We start from the raw sequence: 18,085 nt of genomic DNA, 5'->3' as shown, positions 1-18,085 counted from the left end.
CCATCGCAAGGAGTCCCATGCGCATCCCCCGTACGGCGGTGCTCTCGCTCGCCTTCGCCCTGCTCGGGCTGGGCCAGGCGGCAGCTCCGGCCCTGGCCGCCGCCACGACCCCGTCCAGCCCGTCCGGCACGTCCGGCCCGTCCGGCCCGTCCAGCCCGTCCGGCACGGTCGCCGCGGCAACCGTCAACCAGACCACCGAGCCGGTCTACTTCGTCCACGGCTGGAAGCTCGGCAACTCCGGCGACTGCCAGAACGACTGGCGCGACGCCCAGGGCGTGTTCCGCAACGCCGGGCTGCGCGGGCCGTTCATCACCTGGGGCTACTACAAGTTCGACGCGCACTGCACGCGCAAGGTCAACGGCGACCACAACACGCGCGTGCAGGAGCTCGGCCGCCTGTTCGCCTGGGACGTCTACAACAACTACTCCCGGCACGGGAAGTACGTGAACGTCGTCGCCCACTCCATGGGCGGCCTGATCACGGACGCGGCGCTCGTCGGCACGCACAAGTACGCGGGCCACGGCTGGCCGCCCTACCTGCGCATCCGCAACGTCGCGACGCTGAGCACGCCCTACTACGGCGGCAACTACGCCTACGCCTGCTCGCCGTGGCAGCAGCAGTGCAGCGACATGTCGGCGGGCAGCGGGTTTCTGCGCTGGCTGCGGACGTACCAGAACCCGCAGGGCGCGGGCGGCACCGACTGGACGATGATCGGCTCGCAGGACGACAAGACCGTCGACTACCGGAGCGCGGCCGGCATCAAGCCGACGCCGATGACCTCGCGGCACAAGGTGTACTTCTACGCGGGCCAGCACCTCAGCCACTCCTCGATCAACCACGTCGGGACCGGCCGCTCCTGGCACGTCTGGTACAGCAACGACTGGGGCGCGAACCCCTGGCAGATCCGCACCGGCGGCGCTCCGCTGGTGTACGCGGCGAACGCGATCTGGAGCACGGCCTACTAAAACCACCGACCCCGGCCAGGTTGCCCGGCCAGGTTGCCCGGCCGGGCTGAGCGGCCCCGCCCGCTACCGCGGCCTCCCGTTCAGCGGAGGCCGAGGTAGCGGGCTACGGCCGCGGCGCGGTGGGTGACGCGGAGCTTGCCGTAGACGCGGTTGATGTGGTTCTTCACCGTCTTCTCGGACAGGCTCAGCTCGGCGGCGATCTCGGCGTTGGTCAGGCCGCGCGCCATCAGCCCGAGCAGCTCCTCCTCCCGCGCCGACAGCCCCAGGCCGGCGAGATCGCCGCGGGGCCCGGCGGACGGTTCGCGCGCCGCCGCGACCACGGCGAGCGACGCGGCGCCCGACAGCGGGCTGGCGATGCCCGCCGCCGCGTCCCGGACGGCCCGGCACAGCTCGTCCGGGGTGAAGGAGCCGTGCGTGAGGTAGCCGATCGCGCCGCGGCGGACCGCCTCGCGGACGGTCGCGGCCTCGCCGTCGTAGGAGAGCATCACCACCGGGGCCAGCGCGCTCAGCGGGCCGACGACCTCGAGCCCGCCCGCCACCGGCATCCGGACGTCGAGCAGCACCAGGTCCGGGCGGTTCGCGGCGGCCTCGGCGAGCGCGGCCCGGCCGTCGGCCGCCTCGCCAGCGACCTCGATGCCGTCCGCCGCGTCCAGCACACTGACCAGGCCCGCGCGGACCACCGGGTTGTCGTCCACGACCAGCACCCTGACCGGGCCCGCGCCCGCCGTTCCGTCCGCCACGCGCACCACCCCCCGTTTCCGGGGCGAAAGGTACAACACGCGGACGATCAGTTCGGACGGCCGAGCAGCGCCGGGTCGAGGATGTCCAGCACGGGGCAGAGGCGGCGTTCTTCCTCGACGAAATGCGCCTCGATCTTCTCCGTCAGCCGCGCCAGTTCCGCGCGGCGCTCTTCGGGGTCGAGGTCGGTCCGCGCGCAGAGGGACTCGATCTCGGCGCGCTGCTTCTCCAGGACGGCGTGCTGCCGCCGGAGGTCGTCCAGCATGGGCGCGAGGGCCGGGAACTGCTTCTCCAGGCGCGGGAAGAGGTGTTCTTCCTTGCCGTGGTGGGATTCCAGGTCGCCGCAGACGGTCACGCAATGGGTGCGGAGCCGGTCCAGCAGGTGCTGCGGCGCCGGAGTCCCGCCCATGGCGGCCTGGTCGAGCAGGTCGGCGAGGGCGGTGCGGAGCGAGTCGTGGATGCGGGTCAGCTCGTCGCCGAGGGCGCGTTCGCGGTCCTCGTCCACGCGGTGGAGGACGACGGCGGGGAACGTCCGGGAAGTCCGCTCGGTGTATCCGGCGTAGGCCTCGGACGTCTCGACCATGTGCCGGTGCAGGCGGTCGCGCTCCTCGTCGTCCGCCGGGATCGCGGTCGCCGTGTAGGTGGACGCGCCGATCTCGACGGTGACGCGCGGGTTCGCGAGCAGGTTCGCGTACCAGGCCGGGTCGTGCTCGCTGCCCGCGTTGGTCGCGAACACGATGGGACGTCCGTGGTCGTCCTCGCGGTAGGCGAGCGGCGAGGTGCGGGGCGTCCCCGACCGGTGGCCGGTGGTGGTGAGTAGCAACAGCGGGGTCCCGGCGAAGTAGCCGCCGACCTTCCCCTCGCCGGCCCGGAACTCCTCGATGACGGGACGGTTGCGCTCGGTGTAGGTCATGCCTCTGGGCCTCCGCGTAGGCTGGTCCGGCCGAATCATGTTTGCTTTGCAAGCAAATCTACTTTGGATGCAAAGGTATTTGTATGTCAACGGGCCGGGATGCCGAAGGGCCGGACGTCGAGGCCGGCATCCGCGCGATGCTGCTGCTCATGCCGCGCCTGGTGGGCCGGGTGAAGCGGACGCCGCCGCCGGACTCGCTCGCCGGGTTCGCGCTCGCGCCGCGCCACCTGTCGCTGCTGGGGAACCTGCTGTTCGACGGCCCGATGCCGGTGAACGCGCTGGCCGAGCGGCTGGAGGTGGCGCCGACCACGGTCAGCCTCATGGTCGGCGACCTCAGCCGCCAGGGCATTCTGGAGCGCCGCGAGGACCCGTCCGACCGGCGCCGCACGATCGTCGCGCTCGCCGCCGAGCACCACGACGGGATCAGCCGCTGGCTCGCCAAGGGCGCGGACGCCTGGCGCGTCGCGCTGGAGCCGCTCACGCCGTCCGAGCGGCGGGCCTTCATCGAGACCATCCGGCGCTACGAGGAAGCGGTGCGCGACCTGTGATGTGACCCAGAGCACATGATGGACTGTCACGTCGGGGCGGCTTCGCAAGTCCTCTTTGCGTCGAAGCAACGATGAGGAGTCCGTCATGCGAGTTCTGGTCGCCGGAGCCACCGGAGTCATCGGCCGCCGCCTGGTCCCGCTGCTGAAGGAGGTCGGCCACGAGCCGGTCGCGCTCACCCGGAATCCGGACCGGGCGCGGGACATGCTCGGCGTCGAAGCGGTCGTCGCGGACGCGCTCGTCCGCGAGGACGTCCTGAAGGGCGTCGGCGAGGCCGCGCCGGACGCCGTGGTGAACCTGCTCACCGCGATCCCCGCCCAGCTCGACGTGTCGCGCCTCGCCGAGGAGTTCGTGACGACGAACCTGCTGCGGACGCGCGGCACCCGCAACCTGCTGGACGCCGCGCCGGACGCGCGGCACATCGCCGAGAGCGTCGCGTTCGTCTACCAGCCGGGCGACGGCCTCGCCGACGAGGACGCGCCGACCTGGCACGACGGCACGCCCGACCAGTTCGCCACGACCCTCGCCGCGGCCCTGGAGCTGGAAGAGCAGCTCGTGGCGGCGGGCGGTCTGGCGCTCAGGTTCGGCCACCTGTACGGGCCGGGTTCCGGCTACGCGGCGGACGGCGCGACCACCGCCGGGATCAAGGCCGGGCACCTGCCGCTGATCGGCGGCGGGCACGGCTGGTTCTCGTTCATCCACTCCGCCGACGCGGCCACCGCGATCGTCGCCGGGCTCGACCGGGACGTCCGCGGCGTCCTGAACGTCGTGGACGACCATCCCGTCCAGGCGCGCGAGTGGATTCCGGAGACGGCGCGGATGCTCGGCGCGCCCGAACCGTCCGTCGTCACGGAGGAGCAGGGCTTGGCGGCCGTCGGCGAGTGGGGCGTGGCCTTCCTGAACCGGCTCCGCGCCGTGGACAACGCGCGTGCGCGCACGAGCCTGGACTGGCGTCCGCGCTACGCGTCCTGGCGGGACGGCTTCGCCGCCGAACTCCAGCCCGGCGCCTAGCGCGGCGTGGGGCTCGCATAACGCGGCGTGGGGCTCGCCGCGTGCGAGCCCCACAGCAGGCCGGACCGTTCAGCAGGCCAGAGTGCTCAGAAGTGCGTGCCGCCGTCGATGCGGACCTCGGTGCCGGTGACGAACGCGCCGTCGTCCGAGGCGAGCATCGCGACGACGCCCGCGACGGTCTCCGGGCCCGCGAAGCCCTGCCCGAGCGCCGGTGCGAGCTTGACGAACAGGCTCATGTCGGCGTCCTCGGGCAGGCCCGGGCCGCGCCCGGTCGTCATGCCGCTCTCGATCGAGCCCGGGGCGACCGACACCGCGCGGAGCCCCTGCTTGGCGTACTCGCTGGCCAGCACGTGCGTGAACGACTGGATGCCGCCCTTGGACGCGGCATACGCGGCCATGTAGGGGTGCGCGAAGCTCGCCGAGGTGGACGAGAAGTTCACCACGACGCCCTTCCCGGTGGCGAGCAGCGCGGGCAGCGCCTCGCGCGTCACCAGGAACGTCCCGGTCAGGTTGATCTTCAGGACGGTGTTCCAGAAGTCGAGCGTGGTCTCGTGCGTGTGCGCGGAGCGGAGGATGCCGGCCGCGTTGACCAGCACGTCCAGGCCGCCCATGTCCGCGACGGCGGCGGCGACGCCGGACCGCACCGCGGGCTCGTCCGAGATGTCCACGACGGCCGTGGTGAGCCGGTCGGCGGTGCCGTCCTGGGCGGCCCGCTCGGCGGTGGCCCCGAGCCCCTCGGCGTTCACGTCGAAGCCGGTGACCCGCGCGCCCTCGGCGAGCAGCCGGTGCGCGGTGGCCTGCCCGATGCCGGATCCGGCCCCTGTGACGATGACGCGGCGTCCCTCGAAACGCTCCATGATCCCTACCTCCATTGGCAGAACGTGTCTACATGGCACAACGTGCCATTCCTGCACTTTATGCCTACGATGGGGAGATGAGCACCGAGGGCCGGACGAGCCTGACCGAGCGGCGCCGGGCCGAGACGCAGATGGAGATCGCGCTGGCGGCGGCCGGGCTGTACGCCGGTTCCGAGGGCGCCGACGTGACGGCCGAGGCGATCGCGCGCCGCGCCGGGGTCGGGCTGCGCACCTTCTACCGGTACTTCCGCACCAAGGAGGACGCGATCGCGCCGCTGCTCGCGCACGGCGCCGAGCGCTGGCTGCGCCTGCTGAGCGAGACCGCTCGGGAAATGCCGCTGCGGGACGCGCTGGTCGAGGCCGCCGCCCAGGCGCTCGCCGCCACGGACGAGGAAGGCCGCGAGTCCTTCGCCTGGACCCGCGGCCTGCTCCGCGCCGCCGCGTCCGACCCGGCGCTCCGGGCGGTCTGGCTGCGCGTGAACCACGACACCGAGGAGCGTCTGGTACCGGTGCTCGCCGACCTCACCGGACGTCCCGCCGACCTGGACGTCCGGCTCGCGGCGGCGGCGGCGAGCGCGGCGATCCGGGTGGCGGTCGAGACCTGGGCGCTCGGCGACGCCCCGGCCGAGGGGCCGGGCTCCCCGGCCGACCTGGGCGTCCGCGCGATGCGCGGCCTCACCGCCCAGCTCGACGCCCTCGGTTAGCCGACCCGGGATTGGGCGCCCTCGGTCAGCTGCCCGGGACCGGGCCCTCCAGGTTCCTGGTGAACCAGGCGAGGATGTCCGGGAGGAGCTTCTGCAGGTCGGCGGTGTAGTGGCCGCCGTTCTTCTGGATCTGGACCTGCGCGGTCGTCGGCGCCTGGACGAGCTGCTTGAACGCCATCACGCGCTCGCGGTCAGCGCGGAACAGCTTGCGGTCGCCGGCGAGCAGGAACAGCCGCACGTCCGGCCGCTTCTTGACCATCTCGTCCGGGCTGTTCGCGCGCATCTGCTGCGGCGTCCAGCGCGGGCCCGCCTGCGGCTCGGGGACGAAGTACCCGGCCCAGGACATCGCGGCGCGGTACTTGTCCGGGTGCTGCAGCGCCAGCTTCACCGCGCAGAACGCGCCGGACGACGCGCCCCCGAGGCCCCAGCCGTTGCGGCCGGGCAGGGTCCGGAAGTTCGCCTTGACCATGTCGTAGACGTCCTGGCCGAGGAACGTGCCCATCTTCGGCATGCCGGGGATGTCGCTGCACTCGGTGTCCTGGCGCGTGGACATCTGGAGCACCGGCATCACCATGATGAAGGGGTGGGCCTTGTGCTTCTTCTCCATCTGGACGGCGGTCTTCTGTATGGGCTCGACCTCTTCGTGAGCCCAGAAGTTGTAGTTCACGCCGGTGTTGCCCGTGTAGAGCATCAGCACGGGGAAGCCGCTCTTGGCGTAGCGCGGGTCCTTGTACTCCGGCGGCAGCCACACCCAGACCTTGCCGGTCACGCCCGACTTGGCGCCCTTGAGCGTGGTGACCATGATCGGCCCGCCGGACGTGGTGTGCGAGACCTTGAAGTGGGCCTTCGGCCCGGACGGCATCTGCACCGGCGGCTCGGTGCGCCCGGCGGGCGCGGCCGGCGCGGGCGTGGTGGTCTGTGCGGGCGGCTGCGCCTTAGCGCCCCCGGACCCGCATCCGGCGGCGGTCGAGACCACGAGCGCGGCGGCGGCGAACGCGGCCCCGATGCCGCGCGCTCTCCGTCGTGATGTCATCAATGGCCTCCCCGTAGGCCGTCCTCCGCGTCCTCGCGAGGAGGGGCGCGGAAGCACACGAACTGGCAGGATCATAGGGGCGGCCAGGCAAAACGCAAAAGTCCCGCCGCAGGTCACCTACCCGTACATGCTGGGTGAGGTCCCTATTTAAGGATCGGTTAACCCCACGGGCGGACGAATGTCTTCGGCTGCTCGCTCGGGCCGCGGCCGGATGCGGACACCTGACCGAGACGCCCCCATCCCTACCGGTATTTGCGTAATGGCGCAAGAGTCCGGCTTGCTGCCCGGCCCGCCCAGGGCGGACGGCTCAGGGTGTCAGCAGGCGGGTGATCAGGTCGTCCATGGCGACGCCGATCCGGGCGCGGTCGGCGGCCTGGTCGGGCGCGGCGGCGATCGCCACCCCGGCCTGGTTCGCGGCGCCGAAGATCAGGTGCGCGAGCGGCTCGGCGCGTCCGGGGGAGATCAGGCCGAGTTGCTCGGCCTCCCGCATGCCCGCGCGAAGCTGCTGCCGCGCGCAGTACGGGTCGTCGAAGTTCACCGAACGCTCCCAGCCGAGGACGAGCGGCCCCTCCCGCAGCAGCACGCGCTGGACGTGCGGTTCGAGGCAGGCGTCCAGGTAGGCGGCCATGCCCGCGCGCATCCGCTCGGACGGTTCGGACCCGGCGCCCATCGCGGCGGCGGCGCAGCGGTCCGCGACCTCGCGCTGGACCTGCTGGTAGGCGGCCTCGAAGAGGCTCTCCTTGTCGGCGAAGTGGTGGTACAGCGCGCCGCGCGTGACACCGGCCGCCTTCACCACCGCCGTCGTGGACGTCCCGGCGAAGCCGTGCGCGGTGAACAGGGCGACGGCCGCGTCCACGAGCCGCTGCCGCGTCGCGTCGCCCTGTTCGGCCTTCCTGCTCATGCGTTCATCGTAGGGAGCTACTTGGCGTGCACGTTCACCTGTGGCGGCAGGCCCAGCACGGACGCGTCGAGCCGTCCGGTCGCCACCAGGACGAACCGGTACGGGTCGCCGGTCACGACCGTCCCGCCGCCGCCGATCTCGGTCTCGGGGAAGCCGTCGAGCCGCAGCGTGAGGGGGACGCGGTCCTCCAGCTCGTCGCGCAGGAACGCGAGCGCAGCGGCGAGGCCGGGGCCGGGCTCGGCCGGGCGGTCGAGCGCCGCCCGGATGTCGTCGCCGTGCACGTACGCGTCGTACCAGAGCGTCGTGACGCCGCCGCCGATCGTCCGCCCGGCCGGGCCGGGGGCCGTCCACAGGTCGTCGGTCAGCGCGGACAGCGCGGGCTCGATCGCGTCGACCGCCGCGCGCATCGCCGCCGCCAGCTCGCCGGGCGAGGCGTCGCGCCGGGCCGCGGCCTGCTCGTCGGGCGAGCGCGTGCCGGACGCGCGGTTGACGACGTCCTCGGCGTTGCCCACTACGTGCGCGGCGACGTCCCGGACGAGCCATTGCGAGCATCGGGTCCGGGTGTTCCAGTCGTCCTCGGACAGGCCGTCCGTGAGGTCGGCGATCGCGCGGAACTCGGCCAGCAGGCCCTTGACCGTCGTGTCGCGGTCGAGTCGTAGGGTCATGCCCGCGAAGATACATACATGCAGTCTGTATGTGAAGGGGGTGGGGACAACCCGAACACCGATCCGGTGGGAGGCCCCGTTCCGGCGGAGGGGGCCGGAAAGGTGGGATCGGAGCATGACGTTCCCGCGCCCCCAGGCCGCCGTGCCGCAGGCGGTCCCGCCGATGCCGCCGCCCCACCTGCCGCCCCCGCAGCTGCCGCCGCCCGCGGTCGAGCTGCGCTCCGTCGTGCGGCGCTACGGCTCCGGCGACACCGCCGTGACGGCGCTGGACGGTGTGAGCATCGCGTTCCCGCCCGGCACCTGGACGGCGGTCATGGGCCCGTCCGGGTCCGGCAAGTCGACGCTGCTGCACTGCGCCGCCGGGCTCGACCGCGCTGATGAGGGGCAGGTCGCCATCGCGGGCCGGGACATCACACGCGCGCCCGAGCACGTGCTGACCGAGCTGCGCCGCCGGGCGCTCGGGTTCGTCTTCCAGAACTTCAACCTGGTCGGCGCGCTGACCGCCGAGCAGAACGTCGCGCTGCCGCTCCGCCTCGCCGGGGTGCGTGTGGACCGCAAGCAGGTCCGGGCCGCGCTCGCGGACGTCGGGCTCGGTGAACGCGGCGGGCACCGGCCGCGCGAGCTGTCCGGCGGGCAGCAGCAGCGCGTCGCGATCGCGCGCGCGATGGTCACCCGTCCGGACGTGCTGTTCGCCGACGAGCCGACCGGCGCGCTCGACTCCCGGTCCGCCCGCATGGTGCTCGACCTGATGCGCGGCGTCGTGGACGGCTCGTCCCAGTGCGTCGTGATGGTCACGCACGACCCGGTCGCCGCCGCCGCGGCCGACGCCGCGGTGTTCCTGCGCGACGGACGCCTGGTGGACCGGCTTGTGGGCGCGTCCGCGCGGGACATCGCCGACCGGCTCGCGACGCTGGAGGGCTGACCGGTGTGGCGGATGTCGTGGAGCACCTTCCGCGAGCGCTGGACGCTGTTCGCGGGCGCGCTGCTGACCGTGGTGGTCGGGGTCGCGCTCGTCCAGGCGTCGATGATGGTCATGATCGGCTCGCAGCACCCGCGGATCCCGGCCGGGACGTCGCCGCGCGCCGCCGCCGAGATGAGGGACGCCTACGAGGGCGCGGGCTCGCTGCTCGGCATGACCGCGATGCTGGCCTGCTTCCTCGCGGTGTTCATCGTCGGCTCGACGTTCGCGTTCACCGTCGCGCAGCGCCGCGCCGACCTCGCGCTGCTGCGCACGCTCGGCGGCAGCCGGCCGCAGGTCGTGACGCTGCTGCTGAGCGAGGCGGTGATCCTCGGGGCGCTCGGCTCGGCGGGCGGGATCGTGCTCGGCGTCCCGCTGATGTGGATCCAGACCCTGCTGCTGACCTCGACGAAGATCGTGCCCGGTTCGTTCGAGCCGGTCTGGGACAACGGCGTGCTGATCGGCTCGGTGTGCGCGGGCATCGGGATGGCGCTGGCGGGGTCGTTCGCCGCGACGCTGCGCGCCTCGCGCGTCCGCCCGCTGGAGGCGCTGCGCGACATCGGACGGGCCTCGCGGGTCATGACGCCCGGCCGCTGGATCTGGGGCGTGAGCATGCTCGCGCTGACCGCCGCCATGGTCTCGGTCGAGGGCAAGGTCGACTTCCTCGGCGCGATGATGATCGGGCTCGGGGTGTCCTTCTGCGGTGCGATCGGGCTCAGCTCGCTCAGCCCGCTCGTCGTGCCGCTCGCCGGGCACCTGCTGCGCCCGTTCACCCGGTTCGGGCCGCTCGCCGAGCTCGCCCAGGCCAACCTGCGGGACGGCAAGCGCCGCGCCGCCGCGACCGCCGCGCCCATGATCGTGCTGACCGCGCTGGTCGTCGGGCTGACGGCGATGCTCGGCACGCAGGCGAAGGCGGGCGGCGCGCAGGTCGAGCGGAACATCATCGGGCAGTACGTCGTGACGTCCACCGGGGCGGACGCCGGACGGATCGCCTCGGTGCCCGGTGTCGGCGCGACGTCCACCAACCTCGCCGCCGACATCACGCTCACCTACGTCCGCTCCGACGCCGACGAGCGCGGACGCCGCCAGACCGTCCGGTCCGGGATCTACGCCATCGACGCCGCCGACTGGGCGCGCACGCACAAGCAGCGGCCGGTCTCCGGGACGCTCGAAGCGGTGCACGGCAAGGGCGTCCTCGCGGGGCCGGGCTCGGCCGAGGACGGCGTGCGGCGCGGCGCGAAGGCCGTCGCGGAGATCGGCGGCAAGAAGGTGAAGCTGGAGGTCGCGGCGCGGTTGCCCGGGACCGTGGAGAACAACGCCGACGCGTTCTACATCCCGCGCACGCTGCTCCCGCCGGACATGGCCGCGAAGGCGGAGGCCGAGACGATCGTCCAGGTCGCGCCGGGCGCTTCGGCCGCCGATGTCGCGCAGCGGCTGCGGGACCTGCGGATCGGCAAGGTCCAGACGGTCGCGAAGTGGTCCGGCGCGCGCGTCGCCAAGCAGCAGGAGCAGAACGACAGCGTGATGATGGTGCTGCTGGGGCTGTCCGCCGCCTACGCGGTCGTCGCGGTCATCAACGCCATGATCATCGCGGGCACCGAGCGCCGCCGCGAGTTCGCCGTCGCCCGGCTGACCGGGCTGTCCCGCCGCCAGGTCGTGCGGTCGGCGCTGCTGGAGGCGGCCGGGGTGGCGCTGATCGGGGTCGGGCTCGGGCTGCTGGTCGCGCTCGCGGCGCTCGGCGGGTTCCTGTTCGGGCCGTCCGGGGCCGCGGTCCTCGCCGTCCCATGGACGCTGATCGCGCTGCTCGTCCTCGGCGCGTTCGCGATCTCCGGCGTGACGAGCGTCCTCACCACGCGGGCGGCGACGCGCGTCCCACCGGTCGCGCTGGCCGCCGCCCGCGAATGAGTACCGCTAACGAGTACCGCTGGGCAGGATGCCCGCGGCGAACTCGTCCTGCTGGTTGCCCGGAATGTCGTGCGTCATCGAGAACACCGACACGAACGCCGGGCCGGCGTGGTCGAGGGCCATGTAGTCGCCGAGGAAGAACCCGCGCGCGACCGGGGACAGCTCGGTGTCGAACGAGCCGCCGACGTGCTGCTCGCGCCAGGCGTCCGGGTTCTTGGCGCAGGCCCCGCCGCCGCAGGTGACGGCCCAGTAGTCGGTCAGGGCCCCGGCGGCGGGCGTGTTGCGGCGGAAGTCGTAGTACGTCACGCCGACGGTCCCGCCGGCCGCCACGTCCACGGTCGCGGTGAACGCCTGGCCGTTGCCCTGCGGGTCGGAGTCCGGGGTCTTGCTGACCTTGACCGGCTTCGTCCAGGTCCTGCCCGCGTCACCGGACGAGGACAGCAGGATCGCCGACTGGCTGCGGGACGCGCCCGCGTCCTGCCACACCACGTAGAGGCGCCCGGTGTGCTGGTCGACCGCGATGTCCGGGACGATGTCGCCGGTCCGCAGCGCCGCGTGCGTGTCCGGGTCCACCGGCTCGGCCGGGTTGATCACCGCGACGGTGTCGGGCGCCGACCAGGTCGCGCCGTGGTCGCGGGACCGGATCACCCGGATCCGCATGCTCTGGTCGGGCTGCGCCTTGGGCCTCGGCGCGAGCTTGACGTCCCCCTGGTTCTGCGGACGGTCCGGCTCCTCGCCCCCGCCCGCCGGGCCCTCGAAGAACATGTCCACCAGCGTCCCGTCCGGCTGGACGACGATCTGGTTGGCGATCGTGAAGCCCGGCGTCGGGTCATAGAGGATCTTCGCGGGCTCCCAGCTCTTGCCGCCGTCCACGGTCCGGGCGAACCAGACCGGCTGCCCGCCCTGCTCGTTGCTGCGGTCCCAGACCGCGTAGGCCCGCTGCGAGCTGGTCGGGTCGGCGGTGATCAGCTCCTTGTCGTTGAAGAACGCCTCCTCGGTGTCGCTCTTCAGCGTGACCGGCGCGCCCCAGTGGTCGCCGCCGTCGGTGGACTTGGACACCAGCAGCGCGTTCCCGAAGTCGTTGGCGTTGAACGACAGCGAGATCGCGTACAGGTCGCCGTTCGGCGCGAAGCTGACACCCGGGTCGGACGCCCGCTCGTAGGTGCCGCCCGCGCACTGCGTCGTGCCCGGGACGACGACCTTCTTCCAGTGCCGCCCGCCGTCGTGGGTGACCCCGGCGACGAGGCCGTGCGAGCCGCCGTCGCTCCAGCGGTCCTGCTGCCACTCGGTGACGATGTTGCGCGGGTCGCGCGGGTTCACGCTGACCCAGGGCTCGACCTCGGACCCGGTGTAGTTCGTGCTCGTCGGTGTCGAGCCCGCCGTGCATCCCGGGAACGGCGTCGTCCCGGACACCGCGACCGGGCCGAGCACGGCGTCCGGTTTCGGTTCCGCGAACGCCGGTCCGGACGCGACCAGCGCCCCCGTGGCCGCCATCGCGATCAGTGCGCGTCGCCGCATGGCCAGCACCTGCCTCCCGTCCGGCGCTCGACCGCGAGCCGCCGGACCTCGTTGTGATCGGCGGGAAACAGTCGAGCACCGGGCGGGCGGAGTGCCTAGAGCGATGGCCGGAGCCGGGCGGGCCGTGGCGCAAAGCGGACACTACAGTTTGTCAGGCGCGGGACGGCACCTCCTGGATGAGCCAGCTGTTGCCGTCCGGGTCCTGGAAGTCCAGGTAGGTGCCGAAGTCGCCGCGCTTGGGGTCGTGCCCGTCCACCTGGGCGCCGCCCGGCCCGCCGAAGTGGTACGGCCCGGTCACGTCCACCCCGCCCTTGACCAGCTCCTCGCGGGCCTGGTCGATGTCCGGGACGACGATGTGCAGCCCGCCGAGCGTCCCGGCCTTCTCCTCGTTGCGCATCAGCGAGATCGAGCACGCCGAGCCCGGCGGCGTCAGCTGGACGATCCGGAAGTCCCCGGCCTCGAAGTCGACGTCCACCGCCCACCCGCAGCGCTCGGCGTAGAACGCCTTCGCGCGGTCGATGTCGGACACCGGCATGATGATCAGTTCCAGCTTCCAGTCCATGATCCTCCTTCGGGCGGTCCAGTACGCCGATTGGACCAGCGGCCGGGCGGTAACTCATCGCACTTAGCATGAACGGGTGGAAATCCTGGGGCCGGAGGAGTGGCGTGGGCGTGCCGAGGCGCACCGGCGCCGCGTCGGCGCCTGGCTCGCGCCGCATCTGGAGCGCCGCCGGCGCGGCGAGAAGCACCCGGTAGAGGACTTCCTGTTCACCTACTACAGCTACCGGCCGAACCGGCTCCAGCAGTGGCATCCGGGCGCGCACGTCGAGCTGGTCGGCGCCCGCGAATACGGCCGCGACTATGTGGACACCGAGCGCGGCGCGACCGTGGACGTGGACGGCCTGGTCGAGCGCCGCCGGGCCTCGATCGAGTGGACGGCCGCGCTGCTGTCCCGGACGGCGTCGCGTCCGGCCCAGTTCGGCTGCTTCGGCATGCACGAGTGGGCGATGGTCTACCGGGCGCCCGAGGTGCGGCACGAGGCGTGGCCGATGCGGCTGCCCGCCGACGCGATCGCCGGGATCGTGGAGGAGCGCGGCGTCCGGTGCAGCCACTACGACGCGTTCCGGTTCTTCACCGGGCCGGCCCGTCCGCTGAACGTGCTGCAGCCCGCCCGCGAGACGCAGCACGAGCTGGAGCAGCCCGGCTGCCTGCACGCCAACATGGACCTCTACAAGTGGGCGTACAAGCTGTCCCCGCTGGTGCCGTCCGAGCTGGTCGCGGACTGCTTCGCGCTCGCCCGCGACATCCGCGCGGTGGACATGCGGGCCAGCCCGTACGACCTGGAGCGGCTCGGCTACCCGCCCATCCGGATAGAAACGGCCGAGGGCCGCGCTGAGTACGCGGCCCTCCAGCGTGACTTCTCCCGCCGCGCCGAGCCCCTGCGCCGCCGCCTGCTGGCGTCGTGCGAGGCCGTCCTCGGCGTTTCCGTCTAGTCGCGGGCGGCGAGGGTGCGGGTCGGGTCGGCGCGCAGCGCGAGGCGCGCGGGGAGCGCGGTCGCGGCGAGCGCCAGCAGGGTCGTCACGGCCACGATGCCCAGCGCGGCCGGGGCCGGGACGTGCGGGGACGCGTCGCCGGTCATGCCCGCGCCGTAGGCGGTCAGCGTCCAGAACGCGATCACCGCGCCGAGGGCGGTCGCGATCACCGCGACGGCGAGGGTCTCCCAGCGCAGCATCCGCAGCACCTGCCGCCGGGTCGCGCCCGCCAGGCGCAGCAGCGCCAGCTCGCGGGAGCGGCCCGCCACGGCCATCGCGAGGGTGTTGACCATCGCGATCCCCGCGAACGCGACGATCAGCCCGAGCGCCAGGTAGTTCACCGCGGACGAGCCCGACGCGCCCTTGTTCGCCTCCACGGCGCCGCCGATCATGACGCCCGGGGGCAGCGCGCGGCGCAGCGCGTCCTTCGAGACGCCCGGAGCCGACACCAGGACCGTCCCCATCGGGGAGTCGGAGTGCGCCGCGACCAGGTCGTACGGCAGCGTCAGGTCCCCGAAGCCGAGGCCCCGCCGGTAGACGGCGACGACCTTCTGCGTGGTGCGGGTGCCGTCGGCGAGCGCGAACGAGACGCTGTCGCCGACCTTCATGCCGATCCCGTCGCGGACGGCCATCGTGCCCGGTCCGAGGCGGTCGAGCGAGCCGTCCCGGACGTCCAGGTCCATGGTCGCGGCCAGCCCGGACGGGGTGACGCCCTGCACGCTGTACGGGCTGTCCACAGCTCGCACCCGGCTGTGGACGACTTCCGTGACCGCCCGGACGCCCGGCACCTGCCGCAGCCTGTCCGCCGTCGCCGCCGGAACGGCCGGGCCGAGCCGGTAGTCGGCGATCGTGCCGGTCCGCGCCTGCTTGGCGGCCGCGCCGGTCAGGGTGGACTGCGCGAACAGCAGCGTCCCGGACATCGCGATCATCAGCGTCAGCGGCGTGATCACCGAGGCGAGCCTCCGCGCGGAGGTGCGCAGGTTCGCGGCGGCCAGCTCGCCCGTCCCGCCGGACGCGCGCAGCGGCACGGCGGCCAGGGCGATCGCGCCCCGCGCCAGCGGCGGGCCGAGCAGCGCGACGGCCGTCGTGAACAGCAGCGCCGTGAGCGGCGTCAGCGGACCGGCCGCCGCGTCCGTGTGCACCGACCGCAGGACGAAGCTCAGCACCACACCGGCCGCGACCGCCGCGACGCCCGCGACCAGCCGCGGCACCGGGACGCGCGGCGGCGTCAGCGCCGCCTCGCCGAGCGCCTCCACCGGACGCAGCCGCGTGATCCGCCGCGCCGAGACCCGCGCCGCCAGCCACGCCGCCAGGACCGTCGTCACGCCCGCGACCAGCGGCGGGAACGCCCCGAGGACGAGCGGCAGGTTCCCCGGCACCACGTCCCCGGCGACCATCCGGCCGTGCAGCCAGCCGCCGAGCGGCAGCCCGGCCAGCGCGCCCGGCACGGTCGCGAGCGCCCCGACCAGCAGCGCCTCGCGGCCGAGCATCCGGCGCAGCTGCCGCGGCGTCGCCGCGACCGCGCGCAGCATCGCCAGCTCCCGCTCCCGCTGCTGGACGGCCAGCCCGAACGTCCCGACGACCGCCAGCAGCGCCACGATCAGCGACGTCCCGCCGAGCGCGCCGCCCATGCTGACCAGCTTCGTCCGGGCCGCGCCGACGCCGGGGAACTCGACCGTGCCGCGCTCGTCGCCGGTCGCGACGACCGCGTTCGTGCCCTGCACGGCCTGCTTGATGACCTTCGGATCGCCGCCCCAAACGCCGATCGCGGTGACCTGCCCGGGGTGGCCTGCGAGCCGCTGCGCCTCGTCCGGAGCGACGTACGGGCGGTCGGCGGTCCCGACGACCTTGTAGGTGCGCGGGCCGTTCGCCGTCAGGACCGTCACGCGCTCGGCCTTGGTGTTCAGGACGATCTCGTCGGACGTCTTCGGGGCCCGGCCCGAGTGCAGCCGCACCGGGGTCAGCGGCTCCCAGCTGTTCCCCTCGACCGGCCCGGCACCCTGGACGACCAGCGGGAACGTCACCTCCGACACGACTCGCCGCACACCCGGAACGGCCTTCACCCTGTCCGCCAGGTCGGCGGGGATCCAGGCGCGCGCCGCGTTCGGCTTCGACTTCCGCTTCGTCTTGCCCTTCTTCTTGTGCTTGACGAAGTGCGACTGCGGATCACCGGCGACCACGACCGGCGCCCCCGCGTACCGGACCGGCTCGACCTTCCCGCGCAGTCCGGTGTCCATCAGCGTCCCGCACGCCGTGACCAGCGCGGCGGCGAAGAACAGCGCCACGAACGCGCCGGCGAAGGCGGCCTTGCGGTAGCGGAGAGTGCTCCAGATCATCGCGCGTACGCTCCCAGCCGGGTCATGCGGTCGGCCACGGCGGTCGCGGACGGCGCGTCCAGCGCGTCCACGATCCGGCCGTCCGCGAGGAACAGGACGGTGTCGGCGAACGCCGCCGCCACCGGGTCGTGCGTCACCATCACGACGGTCTGGCCCAGCTCGTCCACGGTCCGGCGGAGCAGCTCCAGCACGTCGCGCGCGGTCATCGTGTCGAGCGCGCCGGTCGGCTCGTCCCCGAACACCACGTCCGGGCGGGTGACCAGGGCCCGCGCGAGCGCCACCCGCTGCTGCTGCCCGCCGGACAGCTCGCCCGGACGGCGCCCCGCGCGGCCCGCCAGCCCGACCCGCTCCAGCACGTCCGCGAGCAGCGCCCGGTCGGGCTTGCGGCGCGCCAGCTTCAGCGGCAGCGTCACGTTCTGCTCCACCGTCAGCGACGGCACGAGGTTGAACGCCTGGAACACGAACCCGATGCGCTCGCGCCGCAGCTCGGTCAGCTTCGTCTCGCTCAGCTTCGACAAGGCCGTCCCGCCGAGCCGCACCTCGCCCGACGTCGGCCGGTCCAGCCCCCCCGCGCAGTGCAGGAACGTGCTCTTCCCCGACCCAGACGGGCCCATCACCGCCGTGAACGCCCCCGCGGGCAGCGCCACCGACACCTCGCGCAGCGCCGCCACCGCGCTCCCGTTCCGGCCGTAGACCTTGCTCACCCCGGCCATGACCACCGCATCGCTCATGGGTTCCACTCTGCTGACCTGCGGCTCCGTCCTGAAGAGCGGTCGTCATCGATCACCCGTGACGTCGTCATGGGTACGCTCGTGCCGTGATCAGGGTGTTGCTCGCCGAGGACCAGCACGTCATCCGCAGCGGGCTGGTCGCCCTGCTCGGCCTGGAGGACGGCCTGGAGGTCGTCGCCGACGTAGGCACCGGCGCCGACGCCGTGTCCGCCGCGCTCGTCCACCGGCCTGACGTCGCCGTCCTGGACGTGGACATGCCCGGCATGGACGGCCTGACCGCCGCCGCGGCCCTGCGGGAGAAGCTGCCGTCCTGCCGCACGCTGATCCTCACCGGCCACGGCGCCCCCGGCCAGCTCCGCCGCGCCCTGGACGCCGGCGTCGGCGGCTTCCTGCTGAAGACCGCCCCGCCGGACGATCTGGTCGCCGCGATCCGCACCGTCCACGCGGGTCAGCGCGTCCTCGACCCGAGCCTCGCCGTCACCGCCTGGGACCTGGCCGCCGACCCGCTCACCCCGCGCGAGAAGGACGTCCTGCGCCTGCTCGCCGACGGCGCCGAACCCGGCGAGATCGGCACCCGCCTGCACCTGTCCGCCGGAACCGTCCGCAACCACCTCACGGCGATCGTCACCAAACTCAACGCCCGAGGCCGCCCCGACGCCGTCCGCATCGCCCGCGAAGCGGGATGGCTCTGTTGATGAGCCTCCGGCTCCAAGGGCTCGCCTAGCGGCTCGCCCTTGGCCCGGAGACTCGTGCGAGCGCGACGTCGCTTCGC

Annotated in this window: 18 protein-coding genes; 8 read left to right on the top strand and 10 right to left on the bottom strand. The window is 73.3% G+C overall.

The annotated features are described in order from the left end of the window. Positions 1 to 17: 17 nt before the first annotated feature. Positions 18 to 965 carry a lipase family protein gene (locus FHU30_RS41410; protein WP_253883197.1) on the top strand — a complete coding sequence of 316 codons (948 nt, stop codon included), beginning with the start codon at positions 18 to 20 and terminating at the stop codon, positions 963 to 965. An 80-nt stretch (positions 966 to 1,045) separates the two neighbouring features. Here FHU30_RS41410 and FHU30_RS41405 read toward each other — a convergent pair whose 3' ends face one another. Next, positions 1,046 to 1,705, bottom strand: coding sequence for a response regulator transcription factor (locus FHU30_RS41405; RefSeq protein ID WP_253883196.1), 660 nt, complete (start codon positions 1,703 to 1,705; stop codon positions 1,046 to 1,048). Positions 1,706 to 1,752: 47 nt separating this feature from the next. Continuing rightward, the gene (locus FHU30_RS41400; protein WP_253883195.1) at positions 1,753 to 2,616 is read right to left on the bottom strand and encodes a nitroreductase/quinone reductase family protein; all 864 of its coding nucleotides are present in this window, start codon (positions 2,614 to 2,616) and stop codon (positions 1,753 to 1,755) included. Between the two features lie 83 nt (positions 2,617 to 2,699). Here FHU30_RS41400 and FHU30_RS41395 point away from each other — a divergent pair, with 83 nt between their 5' ends. Continuing rightward, positions 2,700 to 3,164 carry a MarR family winged helix-turn-helix transcriptional regulator gene (locus FHU30_RS41395; RefSeq protein ID WP_253883194.1) on the top strand — a complete coding sequence of 155 codons (465 nt, stop codon included), beginning with the start codon at positions 2,700 to 2,702 and terminating at the stop codon, positions 3,162 to 3,164. Between the two features lie 85 nt (positions 3,165 to 3,249). Beyond that, entirely contained in the window at positions 3,250 to 4,173 is a 924-nt protein-coding gene (locus FHU30_RS41390; protein ID WP_253883193.1) for an NAD-dependent epimerase/dehydratase family protein, read from the top strand. Between the two features lie 86 nt (positions 4,174 to 4,259). Here FHU30_RS41390 and FHU30_RS41385 read toward each other — a convergent pair whose 3' ends face one another. Continuing rightward, the gene (locus tag FHU30_RS41385) at positions 4,260 to 5,030 is read right to left on the bottom strand and encodes an SDR family NAD(P)-dependent oxidoreductase (RefSeq protein WP_253883192.1); all 771 of its coding nucleotides are present in this window, start codon (positions 5,028 to 5,030) and stop codon (positions 4,260 to 4,262) included. A gap of 77 nt (positions 5,031 to 5,107) precedes the next feature. Here FHU30_RS41385 and FHU30_RS41380 point away from each other — a divergent pair, with 77 nt between their 5' ends. Next, positions 5,108 to 5,734: a TetR/AcrR family transcriptional regulator gene (locus FHU30_RS41380; RefSeq protein WP_253883191.1), complete on the top strand. Its 627-nt coding sequence runs from the start codon at positions 5,108 to 5,110 to the stop codon at positions 5,732 to 5,734. A gap of 25 nt (positions 5,735 to 5,759) precedes the next feature. Here the strand turns inward: FHU30_RS41380 and FHU30_RS41375 are convergent, their stop codons facing one another. The 3 genes from FHU30_RS41375 to FHU30_RS41365 form a co-directional block, all read right to left on the bottom strand. Then, the gene (locus FHU30_RS41375; RefSeq protein ID WP_253883190.1) at positions 5,760 to 6,767 is read right to left on the bottom strand and encodes an alpha/beta hydrolase; all 1,008 of its coding nucleotides are present in this window, start codon (positions 6,765 to 6,767) and stop codon (positions 5,760 to 5,762) included. 307 nt (positions 6,768 to 7,074) lie between these two features. Continuing rightward, positions 7,075 to 7,668: a TetR/AcrR family transcriptional regulator gene (locus FHU30_RS41370; RefSeq protein WP_253883189.1), complete on the bottom strand. Its 594-nt coding sequence runs from the start codon at positions 7,666 to 7,668 to the stop codon at positions 7,075 to 7,077. A 17-nt stretch (positions 7,669 to 7,685) separates the two neighbouring features. After that, positions 7,686 to 8,333 carry a maleylpyruvate isomerase family mycothiol-dependent enzyme gene (locus tag FHU30_RS41365; RefSeq protein ID WP_253883188.1) on the bottom strand — a complete coding sequence of 216 codons (648 nt, stop codon included), beginning with the start codon at positions 8,331 to 8,333 and terminating at the stop codon, positions 7,686 to 7,688. A gap of 163 nt (positions 8,334 to 8,496) precedes the next feature. Here FHU30_RS41365 and FHU30_RS41360 point away from each other — a divergent pair, with 163 nt between their 5' ends. Both FHU30_RS41360 and FHU30_RS41355 read left to right on the top strand, forming a co-directional pair. Continuing rightward, positions 8,497 to 9,255, top strand: coding sequence for an ABC transporter ATP-binding protein (locus FHU30_RS41360; protein WP_253883246.1), 759 nt, complete (start codon positions 8,497 to 8,499; stop codon positions 9,253 to 9,255). Positions 9,256 to 9,267: 12 nt separating this feature from the next. Further along, positions 9,268 to 11,196, top strand: a complete 1,929-nt coding sequence (locus FHU30_RS41355; protein WP_253883187.1) for an FtsX-like permease family protein — start codon at positions 9,268 to 9,270, stop codon at positions 11,194 to 11,196. A gap of 6 nt (positions 11,197 to 11,202) precedes the next feature. Here the strand turns inward: FHU30_RS41355 and FHU30_RS41350 are convergent, their stop codons facing one another. Together FHU30_RS41350 and FHU30_RS41345 are read right to left on the bottom strand one after the other, a co-directional pair. Beyond that, a complete protein-coding gene (locus FHU30_RS41350) occupies positions 11,203 to 12,714 on the bottom strand; it encodes a sialidase family protein (protein ID WP_253883186.1) in 1,512 nt (503 codons plus the stop codon). A gap of 151 nt (positions 12,715 to 12,865) precedes the next feature. After that, entirely contained in the window at positions 12,866 to 13,276 is a 411-nt protein-coding gene (locus tag FHU30_RS41345) for a VOC family protein (RefSeq protein ID WP_253883185.1), read from the bottom strand. Between the two features lie 76 nt (positions 13,277 to 13,352). On the opposite strand from FHU30_RS41345, the gene FHU30_RS41340 reads away from it, so the two are divergent. Continuing rightward, a complete protein-coding gene (locus FHU30_RS41340; protein WP_253883184.1) occupies positions 13,353 to 14,207 on the top strand; it encodes a 3-methyladenine DNA glycosylase in 855 nt (284 codons plus the stop codon). Here FHU30_RS41340 and FHU30_RS41335 read toward each other — a convergent pair. Together FHU30_RS41335 and FHU30_RS41330 are read right to left on the bottom strand one after the other, a co-directional pair. Next, positions 14,204 to 16,582 carry an ABC transporter permease gene (locus FHU30_RS41335; RefSeq protein ID WP_253883183.1) on the bottom strand — a complete coding sequence of 793 codons (2,379 nt, stop codon included), beginning with the start codon at positions 16,580 to 16,582 and terminating at the stop codon, positions 14,204 to 14,206. The genes FHU30_RS41340 and FHU30_RS41335 overlap by 4 nt on opposite strands. Then, entirely contained in the window at positions 16,579 to 17,313 is a 735-nt protein-coding gene (locus FHU30_RS41330; protein ID WP_253883182.1) for an ABC transporter ATP-binding protein, read from the bottom strand. Before FHU30_RS41330 ends, FHU30_RS41335 begins: the two co-directional genes overlap by 4 nt. An 86-nt stretch (positions 17,314 to 17,399) precedes the next feature. On the opposite strand from FHU30_RS41330, the gene FHU30_RS41325 reads away from it, so the two are divergent. After that, a complete protein-coding gene (locus FHU30_RS41325) occupies positions 17,400 to 18,008 on the top strand; it encodes a response regulator (protein ID WP_253883181.1) in 609 nt (202 codons plus the stop codon). The last annotated feature ends 77 nt before the right edge of the window (positions 18,009 to 18,085 follow it).

This window comes from Actinomadura rupiterrae, assembly GCF_024172125.1.
Taxonomy (GTDB): domain Bacteria; phylum Actinomycetota; class Actinomycetes; order Streptosporangiales; family Streptosporangiaceae; genus Spirillospora; species Spirillospora rupiterrae.
Note: the sequence above shows the minus strand (reverse complement) of the source record. Positions and strands in the feature narration are given on the sequence as shown.

What these genes read in the sequence shown, in the direction of transcription:
- FHU30_RS41410 (WP_253883197.1), top strand. Translation starts at nt 18, where the DNA reads ATGCGCATCCCCCGTACGGCGGTGCTCTCGCTCGCCTTCGCCCTGCTC.
- FHU30_RS41400 (WP_253883195.1), bottom strand. Translation starts at nt 2,616, where the DNA reads ATGACCTACACCGAGCGCAACCGTCCCGTCATCGAGGAGTTCCGGGCC.
- FHU30_RS41395 (WP_253883194.1), top strand. Translation starts at nt 2,700, where the DNA reads ATGTCAACGGGCCGGGATGCCGAAGGGCCGGACGTCGAGGCCGGCATC.
- FHU30_RS41390 (WP_253883193.1), top strand. Translation starts at nt 3,250, where the DNA reads ATGCGAGTTCTGGTCGCCGGAGCCACCGGAGTCATCGGCCGCCGCCTG.
- FHU30_RS41385 (WP_253883192.1), bottom strand. Translation starts at nt 5,030, where the DNA reads ATGGAGCGTTTCGAGGGACGCCGCGTCATCGTCACAGGGGCCGGATCC.
- FHU30_RS41380 (WP_253883191.1), top strand. Translation starts at nt 5,108, where the DNA reads ATGAGCACCGAGGGCCGGACGAGCCTGACCGAGCGGCGCCGGGCCGAG.
- FHU30_RS41375 (WP_253883190.1), bottom strand. Translation starts at nt 6,767, where the DNA reads ATGACATCACGACGGAGAGCGCGCGGCATCGGGGCCGCGTTCGCCGCC.
- FHU30_RS41370 (WP_253883189.1), bottom strand. Translation starts at nt 7,668, where the DNA reads ATGAGCAGGAAGGCCGAACAGGGCGACGCGACGCGGCAGCGGCTCGTG.
- FHU30_RS41365 (WP_253883188.1), bottom strand. Translation starts at nt 8,333, where the DNA reads ATGACCCTACGACTCGACCGCGACACGACGGTCAAGGGCCTGCTGGCC.
- FHU30_RS41360 (WP_253883246.1), top strand. Translation starts at nt 8,497, where the DNA reads ATGCCGCCGCCCCACCTGCCGCCCCCGCAGCTGCCGCCGCCCGCGGTC.
- FHU30_RS41355 (WP_253883187.1), top strand. Translation starts at nt 9,268, where the DNA reads ATGTCGTGGAGCACCTTCCGCGAGCGCTGGACGCTGTTCGCGGGCGCG.
- FHU30_RS41350 (WP_253883186.1), bottom strand. Translation starts at nt 12,714, where the DNA reads ATGCGGCGACGCGCACTGATCGCGATGGCGGCCACGGGGGCGCTGGTC.
- FHU30_RS41345 (WP_253883185.1), bottom strand. Translation starts at nt 13,276, where the DNA reads ATGGACTGGAAGCTGGAACTGATCATCATGCCGGTGTCCGACATCGAC.
- FHU30_RS41335 (WP_253883183.1), bottom strand. Translation starts at nt 16,582, where the DNA reads ATGATCTGGAGCACTCTCCGCTACCGCAAGGCCGCCTTCGCCGGCGCG.
- FHU30_RS41330 (WP_253883182.1), bottom strand. Translation starts at nt 17,313, where the DNA reads ATGAGCGATGCGGTGGTCATGGCCGGGGTGAGCAAGGTCTACGGCCGG.